This is a genomic window from Streptomyces sp. NPDC002853 (genome assembly GCF_053591915.1).
In genome coordinates this window covers 692,075-711,313 of record NZ_JBSFUS010000001.1, presented here as the reverse complement: position 1 = coordinate 711,313, position 19,239 = coordinate 692,075, and the positions used below count along the sequence as shown (strand labels likewise).

General features: G+C 70.5%; 16 protein-coding genes and 1 pseudogene. 9 read left to right on the top strand and 8 right to left on the bottom strand.

The annotated features are described in order from the left end of the window. Nucleotides 1–53 precede the first annotated feature (53 nt). Nucleotides 54–1,073: an EamA family transporter gene (locus tag ACWD02_RS03120; RefSeq protein WP_451203840.1), complete on the top strand. Its 1,020-nt coding sequence runs from the start codon at nucleotides 54–56 to the stop codon at nucleotides 1,071–1,073. Here ACWD02_RS03120 and ACWD02_RS03115 read toward each other — a convergent pair. From ACWD02_RS03115 to ACWD02_RS03105, 3 genes and pseudogenes are all read right to left on the bottom strand, one after another. Continuing rightward, a pseudogene (locus ACWD02_RS03115) lies at nucleotides 1,024–1,743 on the bottom strand (sugar phosphate isomerase/epimerase family protein); the annotation flags it as partial. The gene ACWD02_RS03120 and the pseudogene ACWD02_RS03115 overlap by 50 nt on opposite strands. Continuing rightward, complete coding sequence (locus ACWD02_RS03110) at nucleotides 1,740–2,687, bottom strand: bifunctional helix-turn-helix transcriptional regulator/GNAT family N-acetyltransferase (protein ID WP_451203838.1); 948 nt, start codon at nucleotides 2,685–2,687, stop codon at nucleotides 1,740–1,742. The pseudogene ACWD02_RS03115 and the gene ACWD02_RS03110, both read right to left, overlap by 4 nt. 112 nt (nucleotides 2,688–2,799) lie before the next feature. Further along, nucleotides 2,800–3,870, bottom strand: a complete 1,071-nt coding sequence (locus ACWD02_RS03105; protein ID WP_451203837.1) for a LacI family DNA-binding transcriptional regulator — start codon at nucleotides 3,868–3,870, stop codon at nucleotides 2,800–2,802. A 122-nt stretch (nucleotides 3,871–3,992) separates the two neighbouring features. Here ACWD02_RS03105 and ACWD02_RS03100 point away from each other — a divergent pair, with 122 nt between their 5' ends. Genes ACWD02_RS03100 through ACWD02_RS03090 form a run of 3 tightly spaced genes read left to right on the top strand, consistent with a single transcriptional unit; the run spans nucleotide 3,993 to nucleotide 7,155 of the window. After that, nucleotides 3,993–5,159: a Gfo/Idh/MocA family protein gene (locus ACWD02_RS03100; protein WP_451203836.1), complete on the top strand. Its 1,167-nt coding sequence runs from the start codon at nucleotides 3,993–3,995 to the stop codon at nucleotides 5,157–5,159. Beyond that, nucleotides 5,156–6,313, top strand: coding sequence for a dihydrodipicolinate synthase family protein (locus tag ACWD02_RS03095; RefSeq protein ID WP_451203834.1), 1,158 nt, complete (start codon nucleotides 5,156–5,158; stop codon nucleotides 6,311–6,313). The genes ACWD02_RS03100 and ACWD02_RS03095 overlap by 4 nt, the downstream gene beginning before the upstream one ends. Then, nucleotides 6,310–7,155, top strand: coding sequence for a sugar phosphate isomerase/epimerase family protein (locus ACWD02_RS03090; protein WP_451203832.1), 846 nt, complete (start codon nucleotides 6,310–6,312; stop codon nucleotides 7,153–7,155). Before ACWD02_RS03095 ends, ACWD02_RS03090 begins: the two co-directional genes overlap by 4 nt. Before the next feature lie 56 nt (nucleotides 7,156–7,211). Here the strand turns inward: ACWD02_RS03090 and ACWD02_RS03085 are convergent, their stop codons facing one another. After that, on the bottom strand, nucleotides 7,212–7,766 hold the full coding sequence (locus ACWD02_RS03085) for a DUF937 domain-containing protein (RefSeq protein ID WP_451203830.1): 555 nt from the start codon (nucleotides 7,764–7,766) through the stop codon (nucleotides 7,212–7,214). 290 nt (nucleotides 7,767–8,056) lie between these two features. Here ACWD02_RS03085 and recD2 point away from each other — a divergent pair, with 290 nt between their 5' ends. Further along, nucleotides 8,057–10,366, top strand: coding sequence for an SF1B family DNA helicase RecD2 (recD2, locus tag ACWD02_RS03080; RefSeq protein WP_451203828.1), 2,310 nt, complete (start codon nucleotides 8,057–8,059; stop codon nucleotides 10,364–10,366). A gap of 124 nt (nucleotides 10,367–10,490) precedes the next feature. Beyond that, entirely contained in the window at nucleotides 10,491–11,837 is a 1,347-nt protein-coding gene (locus ACWD02_RS03075) for a citrate synthase (RefSeq protein ID WP_451203826.1), read from the top strand. A gap of 423 nt (nucleotides 11,838–12,260) precedes the next feature. Here the strand turns inward: ACWD02_RS03075 and ACWD02_RS03070 are convergent, their stop codons facing one another. The 4 genes from ACWD02_RS03070 to ACWD02_RS03055 all read right to left on the bottom strand — a co-directional run bounded on the left by ACWD02_RS03070 (nucleotide 12,261) and on the right by ACWD02_RS03055 (nucleotide 16,420). Next, nucleotides 12,261–14,498 carry a heavy metal translocating P-type ATPase gene (locus tag ACWD02_RS03070; RefSeq protein ID WP_451203824.1) on the bottom strand — a complete coding sequence of 746 codons (2,238 nt, stop codon included), beginning with the start codon at nucleotides 14,496–14,498 and terminating at the stop codon, nucleotides 12,261–12,263. 82 nt (nucleotides 14,499–14,580) lie between these two features. Continuing rightward, nucleotides 14,581–14,901: a heavy-metal-associated domain-containing protein gene (locus ACWD02_RS03065; protein WP_451203822.1), complete on the bottom strand. Its 321-nt coding sequence runs from the start codon at nucleotides 14,899–14,901 to the stop codon at nucleotides 14,581–14,583. A 188-nt stretch (nucleotides 14,902–15,089) separates the two neighbouring features. After that, complete coding sequence (locus ACWD02_RS03060; RefSeq protein ID WP_451203820.1) at nucleotides 15,090–15,287, bottom strand: MarR family transcriptional regulator; 198 nt, start codon at nucleotides 15,285–15,287, stop codon at nucleotides 15,090–15,092. Nucleotides 15,288–15,520: 233 nt separating this feature from the next. Continuing rightward, complete coding sequence (locus ACWD02_RS03055) at nucleotides 15,521–16,420, bottom strand: sugar phosphate isomerase/epimerase family protein (RefSeq protein WP_451203818.1); 900 nt, start codon at nucleotides 16,418–16,420, stop codon at nucleotides 15,521–15,523. A gap of 136 nt (nucleotides 16,421–16,556) precedes the next feature. On the opposite strand from ACWD02_RS03055, the gene iolC reads away from it, so the two are divergent. From iolC to iolB, 3 genes are read left to right on the top strand one after another with little or no spacing between them, the layout of a single operon-like run. Continuing rightward, nucleotides 16,557–17,537 (top strand): 5-dehydro-2-deoxygluconokinase, encoded by a 981-nt coding sequence (gene iolC / locus ACWD02_RS03050; protein WP_451203816.1) that lies wholly within the window; start codon nucleotides 16,557–16,559, stop codon nucleotides 17,535–17,537. Continuing rightward, nucleotides 17,530–18,411, top strand: coding sequence for a Cgl0159 family (beta/alpha)8-fold protein (locus tag ACWD02_RS03045; protein ID WP_451203814.1), 882 nt, complete (start codon nucleotides 17,530–17,532; stop codon nucleotides 18,409–18,411). Before iolC ends, ACWD02_RS03045 begins: the two co-directional genes overlap by 8 nt. A gap of 9 nt (nucleotides 18,412–18,420) precedes the next feature. Continuing rightward, the gene (gene iolB, locus ACWD02_RS03040) at nucleotides 18,421–19,236 is read left to right on the top strand and encodes a 5-deoxy-glucuronate isomerase (RefSeq protein WP_451203812.1); all 816 of its coding nucleotides are present in this window, start codon (nucleotides 18,421–18,423) and stop codon (nucleotides 19,234–19,236) included. Nucleotides 19,237–19,239: the final 3 nt, after the last annotated feature.

The following is a 19,239-nucleotide window of genomic DNA, read 5'->3' as shown; positions in this document are numbered from 1 at the left end:
CATGCAGAGATCCGCGCTGGTCCTACATGGTCGGAGCGGGTGATCCTCGACGCATGCGACCCGCTCACGTCCTCCTCGCCGTCCTCGTCGCCGCCGTCTGGGGCGCCAACTTCGTCGTCATCGAGGTGGGCCTCGACCACTTCCCGCCGCTGCTGTTCTCCGCCCTGCGCTTCCTGGTGGCGGCGCTGCCCGCGGTGTTCTTCGTGGGCCCGCCGAAGGTCGCGTGGAAGTGGATCGTCGGCGTCGGACTCGTCCTCGGGGTGGCCAAGTTCGGCCTGCTGTTCATCGGCATGGACGCGGGGATGCCGGCCGGCATGTCCTCTCTGATCCTCCAGGTCCAGGCGGTGTTCACGGCCTTCTTCGCCTTCGTGGCCCTCGGTGAACGGCCTGGCCGCGTACGCATGCTGGGCATGGTCATCGCGCTCACGGGCATCGGCGTCGCCGCCGTCGACGAGGGTGCGGCGGGGCCGCTCACGGCCTTCGCGCTGCTGATCGGCGCCGCGGCCTGCTGGGGCGCGTCGAACGTCCTGACCCGCAAGGCGTCCCCGCCCGACTCCCTCAACTTCATGGTGTGGGTGAGCACGGTCCCGGTCCTGCCGCTGCTCGGACTCTCGCTGCTGTTCGAGGGCCCGACCGCGGACCTCGACGCCCTGGCCGCACTCGACTGGCAGGGCGTCGGCATCATCGTCTACGTCGCGTGGATCACGACGGTCTTCGGCTTCGGCGCCTGGGGGTACCTGCTGCGCCGCCACCCCGCTTCGACCGTCGCACCCTTCTCGCTCCTGGTCCCGGTGTTCGGGATGTCCGCCGCCGGTCTCGTCCTCGGTGAGTCGGTGAGCGCACTCGGGTGGTGCGCGGCGGCGCTCCTGGTCGGCGGGGTGAGCCTGACGTCCCTGGCGGGCGTCAGGCGTGGGGGTTCAGGAGCGGCCAAGGCCGGCGTCAGGCGGGGCGGTTCAGGAGCCGCGACAGGAAGTCCCGTCCCTGCCCCAGGAGTTCGGGAAGCGGCTTCGCCTCCTCGTACCACCGCTTCTCGTACTCCCAGCACAGCCAGCCGTCCCGGTGCTCCCCGCTGAGCAGCACGTCCACGCATTCGGCGAGCGGCAGGACGCCCTCGCCGAGGCCGAGCGGCGTCGTGTCGCCGGCCGACGCGATGTCCTTCACCTGGACGTAGCCGAGGTACGGGGAGAGCGCCGCGTGGCTGTCGGCGGGGGACTCGCCGCCGAGCCAGGTGTGCATCACGTCCCACAGGGCGCCCGCGTGCCGGTGGCCGACCGCGCCGAGCACGCGGGTCGCCGCGGCGCCGGTGCGGTGCGAGTCGTGCGTCTCCAGCAGGATGCGTACGCCGAAGTCCGCGGCGGACTCGGCCGCGGTGCCGAGCCGCCGGGCAGCCGTCGCGTCGGCCTCCTCGGGGCTCTGCTCGGTGCCGCCGCCGGGGAAGACGCGGATGAAGGGGGCGCCCAGGTCGCGGGCGAGGGTGAGCAGCGAACGTATCTCTTCGAGTACGGGCCCGTCGTCGCCCGGCTCGGCCACGCGCGCGTATCCGGAGATGCCGAGGATCTCGATGCCCGCGGCCTTGAACTGCGCGGCCACGTCGGCCCGTTCGGCGAGCTCGATGCCCGGGTGGACCGGCTCTTCGGGGTGCGCGCGCAGCTCGATGCCGTGATAGCCGTGGGTGGTGGCCAGGTTCAGCACGTCGGCGAGGGGGAGTCCGGGCACGCCGAGGGTGGAGAAGGCGAGTTTCATGTCGCAGACCCTAGGTGCAGTTGCCAGTCCTGCCCCACGAGGTCGACGCCGAAGGAGCGGTGCGGCTTCTCGTCGACGAGGACGAAACCGTGCTTCTGGTAGATGGTGCGGGCGGCGCCGAGGATGTCATTGGTCCACAGGACCATCTCGCGATAGCCCACCCCGCGCGCGAACTCGACGCATGCGCCCACGAGTTGGTCGCCGATCCCATGACCCCGCGCGTCGGGCTCGACGAGCAGGAGCCGCAGCCGGGCGGTGCCGGGCGCGTCGTCACGCACGCACATCACGCACCCCACGGGCCGCCCGTCGAGCTCGGCGATCCATGTCCGCTCCAGATGCGGGTCGTGATCCTCGGCGTAGTCGGCGATGATCCGGGCGACCAGGCCCTCGTAGTCGGTGTTGAACCCGTACTCCGCCGCGTACAGGGCGGCGTTGCGCTGCACGATCCACCCGAGGTCACCGGCCCCGGGCTCGCGCAGGAAAGGGCGCGAGGGCTCCTTGCCGTCACGGTCGGCCAGGATCTCCCGGACGGTGCGCAGGGCGTCCGCGAGGCGGGGCCGCTCGCGGGCCGGGACGGTGGACAGCAGGGTCCCCATGGCCTCGTTGGACCGCTCGTCCAGCAGCCCCGCGGTCTCGCGCCCGCGCTGCGTGAGCGTGATGCGCTGGCGCCGCGGATCACGCTCGGAGGGGGCGCGCTCGATGAGCCCCGCCTTTTCGAACTTGCCGAGCAGACGGCTCAAGTACCCGGCGTCGAGGGTGAGTTCGGCCCTCAGGTCGGCTGCGTCGGGGCGCGACGAGTGGGCGATCTCGTAGAGGACCCGGGATTCGGTGAGGGTGTACGGGACATACAGCTGACGGCTGTAGTCGAGGGCGCCGATGAGGTTGGTGTAGAAGCGGTTGAAGGCGCGGATCTCGTGGATCGGCGTCTTGGAGGCGTGCGACATGACGGTTCCCTCCCGGGGTGACGAGACAAGTCACCCTTGACTGAGTCAACGGTACGCCGCCCCGCCCATGACCGCCATGCCTCGCCGGGGCGATGTCAGCGACATCGGGCCCTCACCGACACGGCGGCGCCGTGGACCCCCGCACCATCAGCTCCGCCCCGATCGTCGCCACGCCGCCGGGCGGGGCCTCCTCCGCGCCCGTGGCCAGGCGGCCCGCTCGGGCGCCCGCCTCGTGCAGCGGCAGGCGTACGGTCGTCAGCGCGGGGACGGCGTCGATCGCGAAGGGCAGGTCGTCGAAGCCCGCCACCGAGATGTCCTGGGGGATGCGCAGACCCTGGTCGCGCAGGGCGGCCGACGCGCCAAGGGCGACCGTGTCGTTGGCGGCGACGATGGCCGTCAGGTCCGGCTCCCTGCGCAGGAGTTCGAGGGTCGCCTCGTAGCCGGACCGGCGGGTGTAGGGGCCGTGGACGGTCAGTTCGTCCTGGTCGCCCTTGCCCGTGCCCTTGCCCGTGCCCGACGCCGCGAGCGCGTCCCGGTGGCCCTCCAGGCGGTGCCGGGTGGTCGTCCGCTCCATCGGGCCCGCCACGTACCCGATCCTGCGGTGCCCCAGCGTCAGCAGGTGCTCCGTGAGCCGCCGCCCGCCGCTGCGGTTGTCGAAGGTGAGCGTGGCCACCGCCGCGTCCGAGTCCTCGAGGGGCGGACGTCCGCAGAGCACGATCCGGGTGCCCGCGTCCGCGAGGCGGGCCAGCTTCGCGGACATCGCGGCGGCGTGAGCGGGGTCCTCCAGGGCGCCGCCGGTCAGCACGACCGCGGCGGCACGCTGGCGCTGCAGCAGGGTCAGATAGGTCAGCTCGCGCTCCGGGGAGCCCCCGGTGTTGCAGACCACGGCCATCCGCTCGCCGCCGGCGCGCCCGCCGGGGCCGCCGATCTCGGACTGGACGGCGCCCGCCATGATCCCGAAGAAGGGGTCGGCGATGTCGTTCACCAGGATGCCGACGAGGTCGGACGTGGCGGCGGCGAGCGAGCTCGCGGGCCCGTTGAGGACGTAGTCGAGGTCGTTCACGGCCCGCAGGACACGCTCCCGGGTGGCCGCGGCCACGGGGTAGTTGCCGTTCAGCACGCGGGAGACGGTGGCGGGGGAGACCTGGGCGCGGGCCGCCACATCGGCCAGGGTCACGGTCATCTCGTCGTCCTCCGGTCACGGCTCTGGTCCGAAGCCCTTGTCCGAACCTTGTGCGGCAGGCTAGCTTCTTCTCGTATAGAAAGCGCTTGCTATACGCTTACCTGCGTACGGAGGGACCCCCTGTGACTCGCAAGACGGTGCGCATCGCCATGAACGGTGTGACGGGACGGATGGGCTACCGCCAGCACCTCGTCCGCTCCCTGCTCGCCCTGCGCGAGCAGGGCGGACTCCCCCTGGGTGACGCCGACAACACGGTGCTGTGGCCCGAGCCGGTCCTGGTGGGCCGCAGGGAGCACGCCCTGCGGGAGATCGCGGAGCGGCACGGACTTGACGCCGGGAAGGCCGTCTCGACCGACCTGGACGCGGTCCTCGCCGACCCCACCATCGACATCTACTTCGACGCGCAGGTCACCTCGGCGCGCGAGGAAGCCATCAAGCGGGCCATCGCCGCGGGCAAGCACATCTACACCGAGAAGCCGTCCGCGACCGGCCTCGCCGGAGCCCTCGAACTGGCCCGCCTCGCCCAGTCGGCCGGCATCAAGCACGGCGTCGTCCAGGACAAGCTCTTTCTGCCGGGGCTGCTCAAGCTGAAGCGCCTCATCGACGGCGGCTTCTTCGGCAAGATTCTTTCCGTCCGGGGCGAGTTCGGCTACTGGGTCTTCGAGGGCGACTGGCAGAGCGCCCAGCGCCCCTCCTGGAACTACCGCCAGGAGGACGGCGGCGGCATCGTCGTCGACATGTTCCCGCACTGGGAGTACGTCCTGCACGAGCTGTTCGGCCGCGTACGCAGCGTCCAGGCGCTCGCCGCGACCCACGTACCGCAGCGCTGGGACGAGCGGGACAAGCCCTACGACGCCACGGCGGACGACGCCGCGTACGGCATCTTCGAGCTCGAAGGCGGCGCCATCGCGCAGATCAACTCCTCCTGGACGGTCCGCGTGAACCGCGACGAACTCGTCGAGTTCCAGGTGGACGGCACGGAGGGCTCGGCGGTCGCGGGCCTGCGCAACTGCCGCGTACAGCACCGGAGCACCACCCCGAAGCCGGTCTGGAACCCTGACCTTCCCGTCACCCACTCGTTCCGCGACCAGTGGCAGGAGGTCCCCGACAACCAGGAGTTCGACAACGGCTTCAAGGCGCAGTGGGAGCTGTTCCTGAGGCACGTGTACGCGGACGCGCCCTACCACTGGGACCTGCACGCGGGCGCGCGCGGCGTGCAACTGGCCGAACTGGGCCTGAAGTCCTCGGCCGAGGGCCGCCGCATCGAGGTGCCGGAGATCGCACAGTGACGCTTCTGCTGCCGCGGCCCGACGGCACGACGTACGCGTACGAGCCGTGCCGCACCCCACTGTCGGCCACCGCCGGAACCTCCCCTCTCGCCTCCCGCACGGTCTTCTCGGCGGCACACGTGGTCGCGGACCCCCGCGCCGACGTGTCCCCTGACTCCCCGGCGGCCGTCGACTGGGACGCCACCCTCGCCTTCCGCCGCCACCTGTGGGCGCAGGGCCTGGGCGTGGCCGAGGCGATGGACACGGCACAGCGGGGGATGGGCCTGGACTGGAAGGGCGCCGCGGAACTGATCACGCGTTCCGCGGCGGAGGCGAAGTCGGTGGGCGGCGCCATCGCCTGCGGCGCGGGCACGGATCAACTGACGGCTCCCGCGGACCTGTTGACGGTCCGTGCCGCGTACGAGGAGCAGCTGACCCTGGTCGAGTCGACCGGCGCCCAGGTGATCCTGATGGCTTCCCGGGCGCTGGCGGCGGCCGCGACATCACCGGACGACTATCTGGAGACGTACGGCCACCTCCTGCGCCAGGCGAGCGAGCCGGTGATCCTGCACTGGCTCGGCCCGATGTTCGACCCGGCGCTCACCGGATACTGGGGCAGCGAGGACCTGGACGCGGCGACCGACACCTTCCTGGAGGTCATCACCGCGCACCCCGACAAGGTCGACGGCATCAAGATCTCCCTCCTCGACCCGGGGCGCGAGATCGCCCTGCGCCGCCGCCTGCCGGACGGTGTCCGCTGCTACACGGGCGACGACTTCAACTACCCCGAACTGATCGCGGGCGACGAGCAGGGCTTCAGCCACGCCCTGCTCGGCATCTTCGACCCGCTGGCGCCGCTGGCCGCGCGGGCGGTGCGCCTTCTGGACACCGGTGACACGAACGGGTTCCACGCCTGCCTCGACCCCACGGTCGAACTGTCCCGCCACCTCTTCCAGACGCCCACCCGCTTCTACAAGACGGGCGTGGTCCTCCTGGCGTGGCTCGCGGGCCACCAGAGCCACTTCACGATGGTGGGCGGCCTGCAGTCGGCGCGTTCGCTGCCGCACGTGACCCGCGCCTACGAACTGGCCGACGGGCTCGGCCTGTTCCCGGACCCGGCCCTGGCCGAGTCCCGCATGAAAGCCCTGCTCACCACGTACGGAGTCCAGCAATGAGCGTGATCGGGAGCGGGGACCTCGCGCGGTTCTCCATCAACCAGATGACCGTCAAGCAGCTGTCCCTGCCGGAACTGGCCTCCGCCTGCGCTGACTTGGGAGTCCCCGGCGTCGGCCTCTGGCGGGAGCCGGTCAAGGCCCATGGCCTCGACGCGACCGCCAAGCTGATGCGCGACGCCGGCCTGACGGTGACCACGCTCTGCCGCGGCGGTTTCCTGACGGCCGTCGACCCGCTCGCGCGCGTGGCGGCCGTCGACGACAACAAGGCGGCGATCGACGAGGCGGCCACCCTCGGCACGGACACGCTCGTCCTGGTCTCCGGCGGCTTGCCCGCCGGCAGCAAGGACCTGCACGGGGCGCGCTCGCGGATCGCCGAGGCACTGGCGGAACTCGCTCCGTACGCGGCGGCACGCGGTGTCCGCCTGGCCATCGAGCCCTTGCACCCCATGTTCGCGTCGGACCGCTGCGTGGTCTCCACGCTGGGCCAGGCACTCGATCTGGCCGAGCAGTTTCCCGCCGCGCAGGTCGGGGTCTGCGTCGACACCTACCACGTGTGGTGGGACGACCGGGCGCCCGCGGACATCGCCCGTGCGGGGCGGGGAGGGCGGCTGCACGCCTTCCAACTGGCGGACTGGATCACGCCGTTGCCGGAGGGCGTCCTGAACGGCCGGGGACAGCTGGGCGCGGGCTCGGTCGACCTGCGGGCGTGGCGGGCCCTGGTGGAGGAGGCGGGTTACGGGGGTCCGATCGAGGTCGAACTCTTCAACGACACCCTGTGGTCACGCTCGGGCAAGGAACTCCTGACAGAGACGGCCACGGCCTACACCGAGCACGCCTGCTGACCTGTCACCCACTGCCGGGGGCCCCGCCCGTTGCCGGGCCCCGGGAATGGGCGGGCCTATCGCTTCTTGCCGCCCAGGATCTGGTTCAGGAGGTCGCCGATGCCGCCGCCTGCGGGGGAACCCGTGGCGCCCGGCTTCGACGACGTCCGGGCCCGCTTCGTCAGTACGGTCAGGAGTACCGGGATCAGGAGTTCGATCACCCGGGTCACGGAAGCCGCAGGGAGCCCCGTCTTCTTCGCCACGGCGTTCGCCACCGGCCTGCTCATCTTCGCCAGCACTCCCGAGAGCATCCCGCCCGCGGCGAGCCCGCCGAACCCGCCGAACCCGGCGATCCCCTGCGGAGGAGGTTCCGCGGGCGCCGCCTCGGCGAGCGCCTGCTCCACCTCGGCCGCCTCCGCGGGGTCCTCCGCCTTCTCCTGCAGATTCCCCGAGAGCGCGGTCACCGTGGTGCCCACGACGTCCTGCGCCCCCGCGGCATCCGTACCGAGAAGCCCCGCGATCTCCTGGAGCTTGTCGTCGCCGAGTTCGGCCAGGACGTCCTTCTCCAGAGAGGGGTCGGGCGGGGCGCCGGGCGTGGTCCCAGGAGGGTTTTCGGGAGATTCTTCGCTCATGCGTTAAAAGCTACTTCTGCCCCACTTCTTCGGCACCCCGAAAACTCGTAAAAACTCGTGGCTCTACGCGTGCAACCCTTCCCGCCCGACGCGGGTCGTACTTTGCGTCGGGACTTCCGTGGGGGGAGATCTGGGGGGATCAGCGGAGTTCTGACAGGGGAGGGGAGACCCGAGGGGGCCCGGTCGAAAGACCGGGCCCCCTCGAAGCTGCTGCCACCACCACCGCCCGGCCTTCGCGGAGTTGTCCACAGGCTTCCCGCGCTGTCAGCGCCGAGCGATAGCGTCGGCCCATGTCGAGTCCACCGAGTGCGACAGCCGCGACAGCCACCGCGGTGGTCGAGGGCGTCCTGGAGCGGATCACGTACGCCAACGAGGAGAACGGCTACACGGTCGCCCGTGTGGACACCGGTCGCGGCGGCGGCGACCTCCTCACCGTCGTGGGCGCACTGCTGGGCGCCCAGGTCGGAGAGTCCCTGCGCATGGAGGGCCGCTGGGCCTCCCACGCCCAGTACGGCAAGCAGTTCACGGTGGAGAACTACACCACCATCCTCCCCGCGACCATCCAGGGCATCCGCCGCTACCTCGGCTCGGGCCTCATCAAGGGCATCGGCCCCGTCATGGCCGACCGCATCACCACCCACTTCGGCGTGGACACCCTCGACATCATCGAGCAGGAGCCGAAGCGCCTCGTCGAGGTCCCGGGCCTCGGCCCCAAACGGACCAAGATGATCGCGGCGGCCTGGGAGGAACAGAAGGCCATCAAGGAGGTCATGGTCTTCCTGCAGGGCGTGGGCGTCTCCACCTCCATCGCCGTCCGCATCTACAAGAAGTACGCGGACGCCTCCATCTCCGTGGTGAAGAACGAGCCGTACCGCCTCGCCGCCGACGTCTGGGGCATCGGCTTCCTCACCGCGGACCGCATCGCCCGGTCCGTCGGCATCCCGCACGACAGCCCGGAACGGGTCAAGGCCGGTCTGCAGTACGCCCTGTCCCAGTCCACCGACCAGGGCAACTGCTACCTCCCGGAGGAGCGCCTCATCGCCGACGCGGTGAAGCTGCTCCAGGTGGACACGGGCCTGGTGATCGACTGCCTGGCGGAGCTGGCCACGGAGGACGAAGGCGTCGTACGCGAGACGGTTCCGGGACCCGACGGCGGCCCCGCGGGCGAAGGAGACGTCACGGCCGTCTACCTCGTCCCCTTCCACCGCGCGGAACTCTCCCTATCCGCCCAGCTCCTGCGCCTCCTCAGGGCCCCGGAGGACCGCATGCCCGCCTTCCGGGACGTGGCCTGGGACAAGGCCCTGCCCTGGCTGGCCACCCGTACGGGCGCCGACCTCGCCCCCGAGCAGGAGGAGGCGGTCAGGCTCGCGCTGACGCAGAAGGTGGCCGTCCTCACCGGAGGCCCGGGCTGCGGCAAGTCCTTCACGGTGCGGTCCATCGTGGAGCTGGCCCGCGCCAAGAAGGCCAAGGTCGTCCTCGCCGCCCCCACGGGACGTGCCGCCAAACGCCTCGCCGAGCTCACCGGCGCCGAGGCCTCCACCGTCCACCGCCTCCTGGAGCTGAAGCCGGGAGGCGACGCCGCCTACGACAAGGACCGCCCGCTCGACGCCGACCTCGTCGTGGTCGACGAGGCGTCCATGCTGGACCTGCTCCTGGCCAACAAGCTGGTGAAGGCCGTCGCCCCCGGCGCCCACCTCCTGTTCGTCGGAGACGTGGACCAGCTGCCGAGCGTCGGCGCCGGCGAGGTGCTCCGGGACATGCTCAGCGAGCGGAGCCCCGTCCCCGCGGTCCGGCTCACCCACATCTTCCGCCAGGCCAAGCAGTCCGGCGTCGTCACGAACGCCCACCGCATCAACTCCGGGGTGCCGCCCATCACCCAGGGGCTCACGGACTTCTTCCTCTTCGTGGAGGACGAGACCGAGGACGCCGGCCGGGTCACGGTGGACGTGGCAGCGCGCCGCATCCCGGCGAAGTTCGGCCTCGACCCGCGCCGCGACGTCCAGGTGCTCGCGCCCATGCACCGGGGCCCCGCGGGCGCGGGCAACCTGAACGGCCTGCTCCAGCAGGCCATCACCCCCAGCAGACCGGACGTACCGGAGAAGCGTTTCGGCGGCCGGGTGTTCCGCGTCGGGGACAAGGTCACCCAGATCCGCAACAACTACGAGAAGGGGCAGAACGGCGTCTTCAATGGCACCGTCGGAGTAGTCACCTCGCTCGACTCCGACGAGCAGCGGCTCACGGTCCTTACGGACGAGGACGAGGAGATTGCGTACGACTTCGACGAACTGGACGAACTGGCGCACGCGTACGCGGTCACGATCCACCGCTCCCAGGGCAGCGAGTACCCGGCGGTGGTGATCCCCGTGACCACGGGCGCGTGGATGATGCTCCAGCGGAATCTGCTCTACACGGCGGTCACACGCGCCAAGAAGCTGGTCGTCCTGGTCGGTTCGCGCAAGGCTCTGGGGCAAGCGGTGCGCACGGTCTCCGCGGGCAGACGCTGTACGGCCCTGGATTTCCGGCTCGCCGGAGGCCGTGGATCCGACCCGGGAACCCGCCCAGGATCCACCTCCCGAAATTTTGATCGATCAAACGAGTAGGAAAGGTCACAGAGCACTTCCGCAACCGGGGCACAGGGGGCAGGATGAGTAGGTTGGCGGCACTCAGTGCCGCCAATAGGCCCAATGGTCGACCCCGAGTGCACTCTCCAGGGCCAAATGGGGGATGGTAGAGACAGTCAGGGCACCTCGAAGAAGAGGCACAACGTCGGTGAGGGATGACGTGAGCGACAACTCTGTAGTACTGCGGTACGGCGATGGCGAGTACACCTACCCGGTGATCGATTCGACCGTCGGCGACAAGGGCTTCGACATCGGGAAGCTCCGCGCCCAAACCGGTCTGGTGACCCTGGACAGCGGCTATGGCAACACCGCCGCCTATAAATCCGCCATCACCTACCTCGACGGCGAAGAGGGCATCCTCCGGTACCGCGGCTACCCGATCGAGCAGCTGGCCGAGCGCTCCACCTTCACCGAGGTGGCGTACCTGCTGATCAACGGCGAACTGCCGAAGGTCGACGAGCTCGCCAGCTTCAAGAACGACATCACGCAGCACACGCTGCTGCACGAGGACGTCAAGCGGTTCTACGACGGCTTCCCGCGTGACGCCCACCCGATGGCGATGCTGTCGTCCGTGGTCAGCGCGCTGTCGACGTTCTACCAGGACAGCCACAACCCGTTCGACGAGGAGCAGCGCGACCTCTCGACGATCCGCCTGCTCGCCAAGCTTCCGACGATCGCGGCGTACGCCTACAAGAAGTCCGTGGGCCACCCGGTCGTCTACCCGCGCAACGACCTCGGCTACGTCGAGAACTTCCTGCGCATGACCTTCTCGGTGCCGGCCGCCGAGTACGACCTGGACCCGGTCGTCGTCTCCGCCCTTGACAAGCTCCTGATCCTGCACGCGGACCACGAGCAGAACTGTTCGACCTCCACCGTGCGCCTGGTGGGCTCGTCGCAGGCGAACATGTTCGCCTCGATCTCCGCCGGCATCTCGGCCCTGTGGGGCCCGCTGCACGGTGGCGCCAACCAGTCCGTCCTGGAGATGCTCGAGGGCATCAAGCAGGACGGCGGCGACGTCGACAACTTCATCCGCAAGGTGAAGAACAAGGAAGACGGCGTGAAGCTCATGGGCTTCGGGCACCGCGTCTACAAGAACTTCGACCCCCGGGCGAAGATCATCAAGGCCGCGGCGCACGACGTCCTCTCGGCTCTCGGCAAGGACGACGAGCTGCTCGACATCGCGCTCAAGCTCGAAGAGCACGCGCTGGCCGACGACTACTTCGTCGAGCGGAAGCTCTACCCGAACGTGGACTTCTACACGGGTCTGATCTACCGCGCGATGGGCTTCCCGACCGAGATGTTCACGGTTCTCTTCGCGCTGGGCCGCCTGCCGGGCTGGATCGCCCAGTGGCACGAGATGATCAAGGAGCCGGGATCCCGCATCGGGCGCCCGCGCCAGATCTACACCGGCGAGGTCCTGCGGGACTTCGTCCCGGTCGAGGGTCGCTGACCTTCCGGCCAAGCGAAAAGCGCCCCGCCGTCGATCCCCCCACGGGTCGACGGTCGGGGCGCTTTCCTGTTTCCCGGTGCGGATTCCCCCCACGGGATCCGGCCGGGCGTCTGTGGTGGCAGCGCGCCAGTCGTGCTGCGATCTGCCGGGACGCGTACGTATCGGGAGGGCCGCTCAAAGCTCCCCGGTGCACGTGTCCCGGCCAACGCATTCCTAGGAACATCCCCCAAGATGTCCCCGATGTCTAGAGACGTCCCCCAAGACGTCCCTGGCATCGTCCTCTTAGACTCGCGAGCCCCCCGAATGGTTACGTTGGGATCGCTGTGATCTGCGTCTCCTGCATATGTCCTGTACATGCGCAAGAGGCCCGATATGCCGATCGAGACTCAGGCGTGAGAATGCTGCGACCAAGATGTGAAGAGCTTATGTGAAGTTCCTGAGACGGAGGCTATTGGTGACAACAAAGACCGAGGAAAATGCCATCGCGGCCCCGGCGATCATCGGATTCAGGAGCCCGGCGGCGGCGAGCGGCAGCGCGGCGACGTTGTAACCGAAGGCCCAGAAGAGATTGCCCTTGATCGTGGCGAGGGTCCTACGGGAGAGCCTGATCGCGTCGGCGGCCCCGCGCAAGTCCCCGCGCACCAGCGTTAGATCACTCGCCTCGATGGCCGCGTCCGTGCCCGTGCCCATCGCGAGGCCCAGATCGGCGGTGGCGAGCGCGGCGGCGTCGTTGACCCCGTCCCCGACCATCGCGACGACCTTGCCCTCGGCCCGCAGCCGCCGTACGACGTCGACCTTGTCCTCGGGCAGCACCTCGGCGTACACGGCGTCCGCCTCGATGCCCACGGACCGCGCCACCGCTCGGGCGACGGCGCGGTTGTCGCCGGTGAGCAGCACCGGCGTCAGACCCAGGGCACGAAGCTCGCGCACCGCCTCGGCGCTGGTGTCCTTGACGGTGTCGGCGACGGCGAGGACACCGCGGGCCACGCCGTCCCAGGCCACCAGGACGGCCGTACGCCCCGCCTCCTCGGCCCGCGCCCCGAGCGCGGCCACCGAAGCGAGTCCCTCGACTCCCGCGTCCGCAAGGAGCCGTTCACGGCCCGCGAGCACCAAGTGCCCTTCCACCGTGCCGCGCACGCCCGAGCCCGCGATGTTCTCGAAGCCCTCCACGGCCGGCAGCGCGCCCACGGGGAGCCCCGACCGCGCGGCGGCGCCCGCGGCGACCGCCCGTGCCACGGGATGCTCGGAGGCGTGCTCCAGGGCCCCCGCGAGCCGCAGCAGCTGCTTCTCCTCGGTCTCCCCGGTGGCGTACACGTCCCGCAGGGTCATGCGCCCCGTCGTCACCGTCCCGGTCTTGTCCAGGACGATCGTGTCCACCCGCCGTGTGGACTCCAGGACTTCGGGGCCCTTGATGAGGATGCCGAGCTGCGCGCCCCGCCCCGTGCCGACCATCAGGGCGGTCGGGGTCGCGAGGCCGAGTGCGCACGGGCAGGCGATGATCAGGACGGCGACGGCCGCGGTGAAGGCGGCGGTCACGTCGCCGGTGGCGCCGAGCCAGCCGCCGAGCGTCGCGGTGGCGATCATCAGGACCACCGGCACGAAGATCCCCGCTATCCGGTCGGCCAGGCGCTGCACCTGGGCCTTGCCGGTCTGCGCGTCCTCGACGAGCTTGGCCATCCTGGCCAGTTGGGTGTCGGAGCCGACGCGTGTCGCCTCGACGACGAGCCGCCCCGAGACGTTCGTGGTCGCCCCGGTCACCGCGTCGCCCGCGGCCACGTCCTGCGGGACGGACTCGCCGGTCAGCATCGAGACGTCGACCGCGGACGCCCCGTCGACGACGGTGCCGTCGGTCGCGACGGTCTCCCCGGGGCGTACGACGAACCGGTCGCCGGCCACCAGACGCGCGACCGGTGTGCGGACCTCCGTGCCGTCGCGCAGCACGGCCGCGTCCTTGGCGCCCAGTTCGAGCAGCGTGCGCAGGGCCGCGCCCGCCTTGCGCTTCGAGCGGGCCTCGAGCCAGCGGCCGAGCAGGATGAACGTGATGACGCCGGCGGCGACCTCCAGATAGAGCGTCGAGGCGGCGTCGGCGCGCGAGACGGTGAACTCGAAGCCGTGCCGCATCCCCGGCATCCCCGCGTCACCGAGGAAGAGCGCCCACAGCGACCAGCCGAACGCGGCGAGCGTGCCCACCGACACCAGCGTGTCCATGGTCGCGGCGCCGTGTCGCAGGTTCGTGAACGCGGCCCGGTGAAAGGGGAACCCGCCCCACACGACGACGGGGGCGGCCAAGGTCAGCGAGAGCCACTGCCAGTTGTCGAACTGCAGGGAGGGGACCATCGCGAGCAGGACGACCGGCAGCGAGAGCAGTGCCGAGCCGATGAGGCGCTGACGCAGGGTGTCCGGCTCGGTGATGTCGGCGGTGGTCTCGGGAGCGGCCGGCTCGGGGGGCGCCGGGACGATCTCCGCCGCGCTGTAGCCCAGTTTCTCGACCGTCGCGATCAGCTGCCCGACCTCGACCCCGTCCGCGTACGAGACCTTGGCCTTCTCCGTGGCGAGGTTGACCGACGCGCTCACGCCCTCCACGCGGTTCAGCTTCTTCTCGATGCGGGCGGAACAGGAGGCGCAGGTCATTCCGCCGACGGCGAGTTCGACTTCGTTCATGGCTCTTTCATGCGGCTGGGGTGAAGCGGCTGCGGGCCCTGTGACGGTGTCACAGGGCCCGGGGTACCCGGCAGGGGGTGGGTCAGGCCTTGCTGACGCCGACGAGTTCGTAGCCCGCCTCGTCGACCGCGGCGCGGACCGCGGCCTCGTCGAGCGGGGCCTCGGAGACCACGGTCACCAGGCCGGTGGCGGCGACCGCCTTGACGGAGCTGACGCCGGCGATCTCCGAGATCTCTTCGCCGACGGCGCCCTCGCAGTGACCACAGGTCATGCCGGTCACCTCGTACACGGTCGTCACTGCGCCCTGCGGCGTCCCGGCGGCGCCGTCGGAGTGGCAGGAACCGCTGGGGGAGCAGCAGGAGCCGGTGGTCTCGGCCTGCGGGAGCTCGGTCTGGGCGCTCATGTCGTTCTCCTCGATGAGGGTGCGGCGTGTGTGCGTGCCGGTATATGCGTCGTAATGTGCAGGAGTGGTCCCGGTGTTCCCGGAGGCCCCCTGACACCCACCACTGTATACCCCTAGGGGGTACACCTCAATGAGGGGGCCGCTCGGACCCCGAGGGTGGTGTGCGGGGGCGTGTCCCACCTGGGCGGTCAGTCTCTGCGCCCGCGGTTGCCCGGCCTCGCGGCGACCCAGGCGCGGATGGTGTCCGCGTACCAGTAGGGCTTCCCGGACTCCACGTGGTCGGGGTCGGGGAGCAGGCCGTGCTTGCGGTAGGAGCGCACGGTGTCGGGCTGTACGCGGATGTGTGCGGCGATGTCCTTGTAGGACCAGAGCTTGCGGTCGGTCATCAGTGGCACCTCCCTGCGCGCGCCGCAGGGGCGGCTCGGGGGGAGCCGTCGGGGGAGCTGCGGCGTGACGCTGGCGATCAACTCAGCCTGTTCCCGGAGAACGACGCGGAGTGACCGCCGGGGGGTGGCTGTCGACCGGCTGTGACGAGGAGCCCGCGTATACGGGACATGTGTGACAGAAAGAGGTTCTTTGTGACGCGTGTGATGCGAAAGCGGGCCGGAGGCGACGGGGCTCAGGCGCCGCAGGAACGCAGGTACGAGCGGGTGCGGCGGGCGATGGGCAGCGGCTTGTCCGGCGGGCACGGGTACATGTCCTGCTCGACGATGGCGAACAGGTCGACGCCCAGCTTCTGGGCCGCCGCGAGGACCGGCTCGATCGCGGGCACCCCGGTCGGCGGCTCGCACATCACGCCGCGGGCCACGGCGGGCCCGAACGGCAGCTCCTGCGCGCGCACTTCGGCAAGGACGGCCGGGTCGACCTGCTTGAGGTGCAGATAGCCGATGCGCTCGCCGTACGTCTCGATCAGCTTGACGTTGTCGCCGCCGCAGTAGGCGTAGTGGCCCGTGTCCAGGCAGAGCGAGACGAGGTCGGGGTCGGTCGCGTCGAGGAAGCGGGTGACGTTGGTCTCGTCGTCGATGTGCGTGTCGGCGTGGGGGTGCACGACCACGCGCAGGCCGTACCGCTCGCGCACCTCGTACGCCAGCCGCTCGGTCTGGAGCGTGAGCTGGCGCCACTGCTCGGGGGTGAGCGTGCGGTCCTCCAGGGCCTCGCCGGTCTTGTCGTCGCGCCAGAAGGCCGGGATGACGACGAGGTGCTCGGCGCCCATCGCCTGCGCGAGCGCCGCATTCTCGGCCACGTGGGCCCACGTCCTGTCCCAGACGGCGGGACCGTGGTGCAGGCCCGTGAAGACCGTCCCTGCCGACACCTTCAGGCCGCGCTTCTGGGTCTCGGCGGTCAGCACGGCCGGATCGCTCGGCAGGTAGCCGTACGGACCGAGTTCGATCCACTCGTACCCGGAGTCCGCCACCTCGTCCAGGAAGCGGCTCCAGGGGACCTGGCCCGGGTCCTCGGGGAACCACACCCCCCACGAGTCGGGTGCCGAACCGATCCGGATGCGTGACAGCGTCGTCATGCCTTCAAGCTTTCAGGCCGCCGCGGAACGGTGTCAAGGAGTGGTCCGAATGTAAGGACAATGTGTTGACAGGGGTCATGGGGCGGAATAGACCTAGGGGTGGCCTCAAGGGGGCGATGTCGAGAGGGAGTGCAGGGTGACCGATCCGTATGGCGTCAGCGATCCGTACGACGTGATCACGATGGGCCGGATCGGGGTGGATCTGTACCCCCTGCAGGACGGGGTGGCGCTCGCCGACGTCAGCACGTTCGGCAAGTTCCTGGGCGGCTCCGCGTCGAACGTCGCCGTCGCCGCCTCCCGGCTCGGCCGCCGCGTCGCGCTCGTCACCCGTACCGGGGCCGACCCCTTCGGGGACTATCTGCACCGGGAGCTGCGGGAGTTCGGCGTCGACGACCGGTGGGTGAGCGCGGTCGCCGGCCTGCCGACCCCGGTGACCTTCTGCGAGATCTTCCCGCCGGACGACTTCCCGCTCTACTTCTACCGGCAGCCCAAGGCGCCCGACCTGGAGATGTACGAGAAGGAACTCGACCTGGACGCGATCGCGTCCGCCCGGGTGTTCTGGATGACGGGTACGGGGCTCTGCGCGGAGCCCAGCAGGTCGACGACGCTGGCCGCGCTGCGCCACCGGGCGAAGGCGGGGCTCACCGTCTTCGACCTCGACTGGCGGCCGATGTTCTGGGAACGGGCCGACGAGGCGCGGAACTTCTACGCCCAGGCCCTCGCGCAGGCCACCGTCGCGGTCGGCAACCTCGACGAGGTCGAGATCGCCACGGGCATGCGGGAACCGGACGCCGCCGCCCGCGCGCTGCTGGACTCCGGCGTCGAACTGGCCGTCGTCAAGCAGGGCCCCAAGGGGGTCCTCGCGATGAACCGCGCGGGCGAGCGCGCCGAGGTGCCGCCACTGCCCGTGACGGTGCTCAACGGCCTCGGCGCCGGTGACGCCTTCGGTGGGGCGCTGTGCCACGGGCTGCTCGCGGGCTGGGAGTTGGAGCGGATCATGCGGTACGCGAACGCGGCGGGGGCGATCGTCGCCTCCCGCCTGGAGTGCTCCTCCGCGATGCCGTTCCCGGACGAGGTCGAGGCGGCGCTGGCGGCAGGAGCCGTTACGCATGATTGACCTCGCCGAACTCATCCGCGTCAGGGCCTCCCACCCCGAAGCCATCGCCGAGGCAGCCGCCCGGCGCGTCCGGCGTCCGCTGCTCGGCGACAGCGGGCGGCTGATGATCATCGCCGCCGACCACCCCGCCCGTGGCGCCCTCTCCGTCGGCGGCGACAAGCTGGCCATGGCCCACCGCGGAGACCTCCTCGAACGGCTCTGCCTGGCGCTCTCCCGGCCCCGCGTGGACGGAGTGCTCGCCACCGCCGACATCATCGAGGACCTCCTGCTGCTCGGCGCCCTCGACGGCAAGGTCGTCATGGGGTCGATGAACCGGGGCGGGCTGGCGGGGGCCTCCTTCGAGCTGGACGACCGGTTCACGGGGTACCGGGCCGAGGACATCGACCGGCTCGGCTTCGACGCCGGGAAGCTGCTGCTGCGGGTCGACTACGACGACTCCGGCTCGCTCGACACACTGCACTCCAGCGCCCGCGCCGTCGACGCCATGGCCGCGCGCAGGCTGCCCGTCTTCGTCGAGCCGTTCCTCTGCCGCCGCGCCCCCGAGGGCGGGCCGCCGCGCAACGACCTGAGCGCCGAGGCCGTCACGACGTCCATCGCCATCGCATCGGGGCTCGCCGGGACGTCGGCGTACACCTGGCTGAAGGTCCCGGTGACCGAGAATCCGGACGACATGGCGCGCGTCATGGAGACCTCGACCCTGCCCGCCGTCCTCCTGGGAGGTGACCTCGGTGACGACAGCGACGCCGCGTACGAGAAGTGGCGCGGGGCGCTCCAACTGCCGACCGTGCACGGCCTCGTCGCGGGGCGCACGCTGCTGTACCCGGCGGACGGCGACGTGGCGGGCGCCGTCGACACCGCTGTCGGACTGCTGTAGGAGGGCCATATGACGTACGTACCGAAGGGCAGCGCGGCCGAAGGGCCGTACGCCCTCGAACTCGACCCGAAGCGGTCCGGTCTGGTCTGTTCCGCGCTGCGCGTGGTCGACATCGAACCCGGCAGCACGCACTCCTTCGCGACCGGGGAGAGTGAATGGATCGTGCTCCCGCTGACCGGCGGCTGTACGGTGCACGCAGAAGGCGAGATCATTGAACTGCTGGGCCGTCAGAGTGTGTTCAGCGGAGTGAGCGACTTCGCCTACGTGCCTCGTGACGCTTACATCCAGATCGCCTCCGGCGCGGGAGGCCGCTTCGCCCTGGCAGGAGCGAAGTGCGAGCGTCGACTCCCCGCCCGCTACGGCTCCGCGCCGGAGGTTTCCGTCGAACACCGCGGCAGCGGCACCTGCGCCCGCGAGGTCCGCAACTTCGCGTCCGCCGACGCCTTCGACTGCGACCGCCTCATCGCCGTCGAGGTGATCACCCCCGGCGGCAACTGGTCCTCGTACCCGCCGCACAAGCACGACGAGCACCGCCCTGGGGTGGAGGCCGAGCTCGAAGAGATCTACTACTTCGAGATCGAGGCCGGGCCGAGCGGACAGGAAGGCGTCGGCTACCAGCGCGTGTTCCCGTCCCGGCCCGGCGGCACCGACGTCCTGGCCGAGGTCCGCACGGGCGACGCGGTCCTCGTCCCCGACGGCTGGCACGGCCCGTCCATCGCCCAGCCCGGACACCGCATGTACTACCTGAACGTGATGGCCGGTCCCGGCGACGAGCGGGAGTGGCGGATCTGCTTCCACCCCGACCACACGGAGGGATACCGATGACAG

What these genes read in the sequence shown, in the direction of transcription:
- ACWD02_RS03120 (WP_451203840.1), top strand. Translation starts at nt 54, where the DNA reads ATGCGACCCGCTCACGTCCTCCTCGCCGTCCTCGTCGCCGCCGTCTGG.
- ACWD02_RS03110 (WP_451203838.1), bottom strand. Translation starts at nt 2,687, where the DNA reads ATGTCGCACGCCTCCAAGACGCCGATCCACGAGATCCGCGCCTTCAAC.
- ACWD02_RS03105 (WP_451203837.1), bottom strand. Translation starts at nt 3,870, where the DNA reads ATGACCGTGACCCTGGCCGATGTGGCGGCCCGCGCCCAGGTCTCCCCC.
- ACWD02_RS03090 (WP_451203832.1), top strand. Translation starts at nt 6,310, where the DNA reads ATGAGCGTGATCGGGAGCGGGGACCTCGCGCGGTTCTCCATCAACCAG.
- ACWD02_RS03085 (WP_451203830.1), bottom strand. Translation starts at nt 7,766, where the DNA reads ATGAGCGAAGAATCTCCCGAAAACCCTCCTGGGACCACGCCCGGCGCC.
- recD2 (WP_451203828.1), top strand. Translation starts at nt 8,057, where the DNA reads ATGTCGAGTCCACCGAGTGCGACAGCCGCGACAGCCACCGCGGTGGTC.
- ACWD02_RS03075 (WP_451203826.1), top strand. Translation starts at nt 10,491, where the DNA reads ATGGTAGAGACAGTCAGGGCACCTCGAAGAAGAGGCACAACGTCGGTG.
- ACWD02_RS03070 (WP_451203824.1), bottom strand. Translation starts at nt 14,498, where the DNA reads ATGAACGAAGTCGAACTCGCCGTCGGCGGAATGACCTGCGCCTCCTGT.
- ACWD02_RS03065 (WP_451203822.1), bottom strand. Translation starts at nt 14,901, where the DNA reads ATGAGCGCCCAGACCGAGCTCCCGCAGGCCGAGACCACCGGCTCCTGC.
- ACWD02_RS03060 (WP_451203820.1), bottom strand. Translation starts at nt 15,287, where the DNA reads ATGACCGACCGCAAGCTCTGGTCCTACAAGGACATCGCCGCACACATC.
- ACWD02_RS03055 (WP_451203818.1), bottom strand. Translation starts at nt 16,420, where the DNA reads ATGACGACGCTGTCACGCATCCGGATCGGTTCGGCACCCGACTCGTGG.
- ACWD02_RS03045 (WP_451203814.1), top strand. Translation starts at nt 17,530, where the DNA reads ATGATTGACCTCGCCGAACTCATCCGCGTCAGGGCCTCCCACCCCGAA.
- iolB (WP_451203812.1), top strand. Translation starts at nt 18,421, where the DNA reads ATGACGTACGTACCGAAGGGCAGCGCGGCCGAAGGGCCGTACGCCCTC.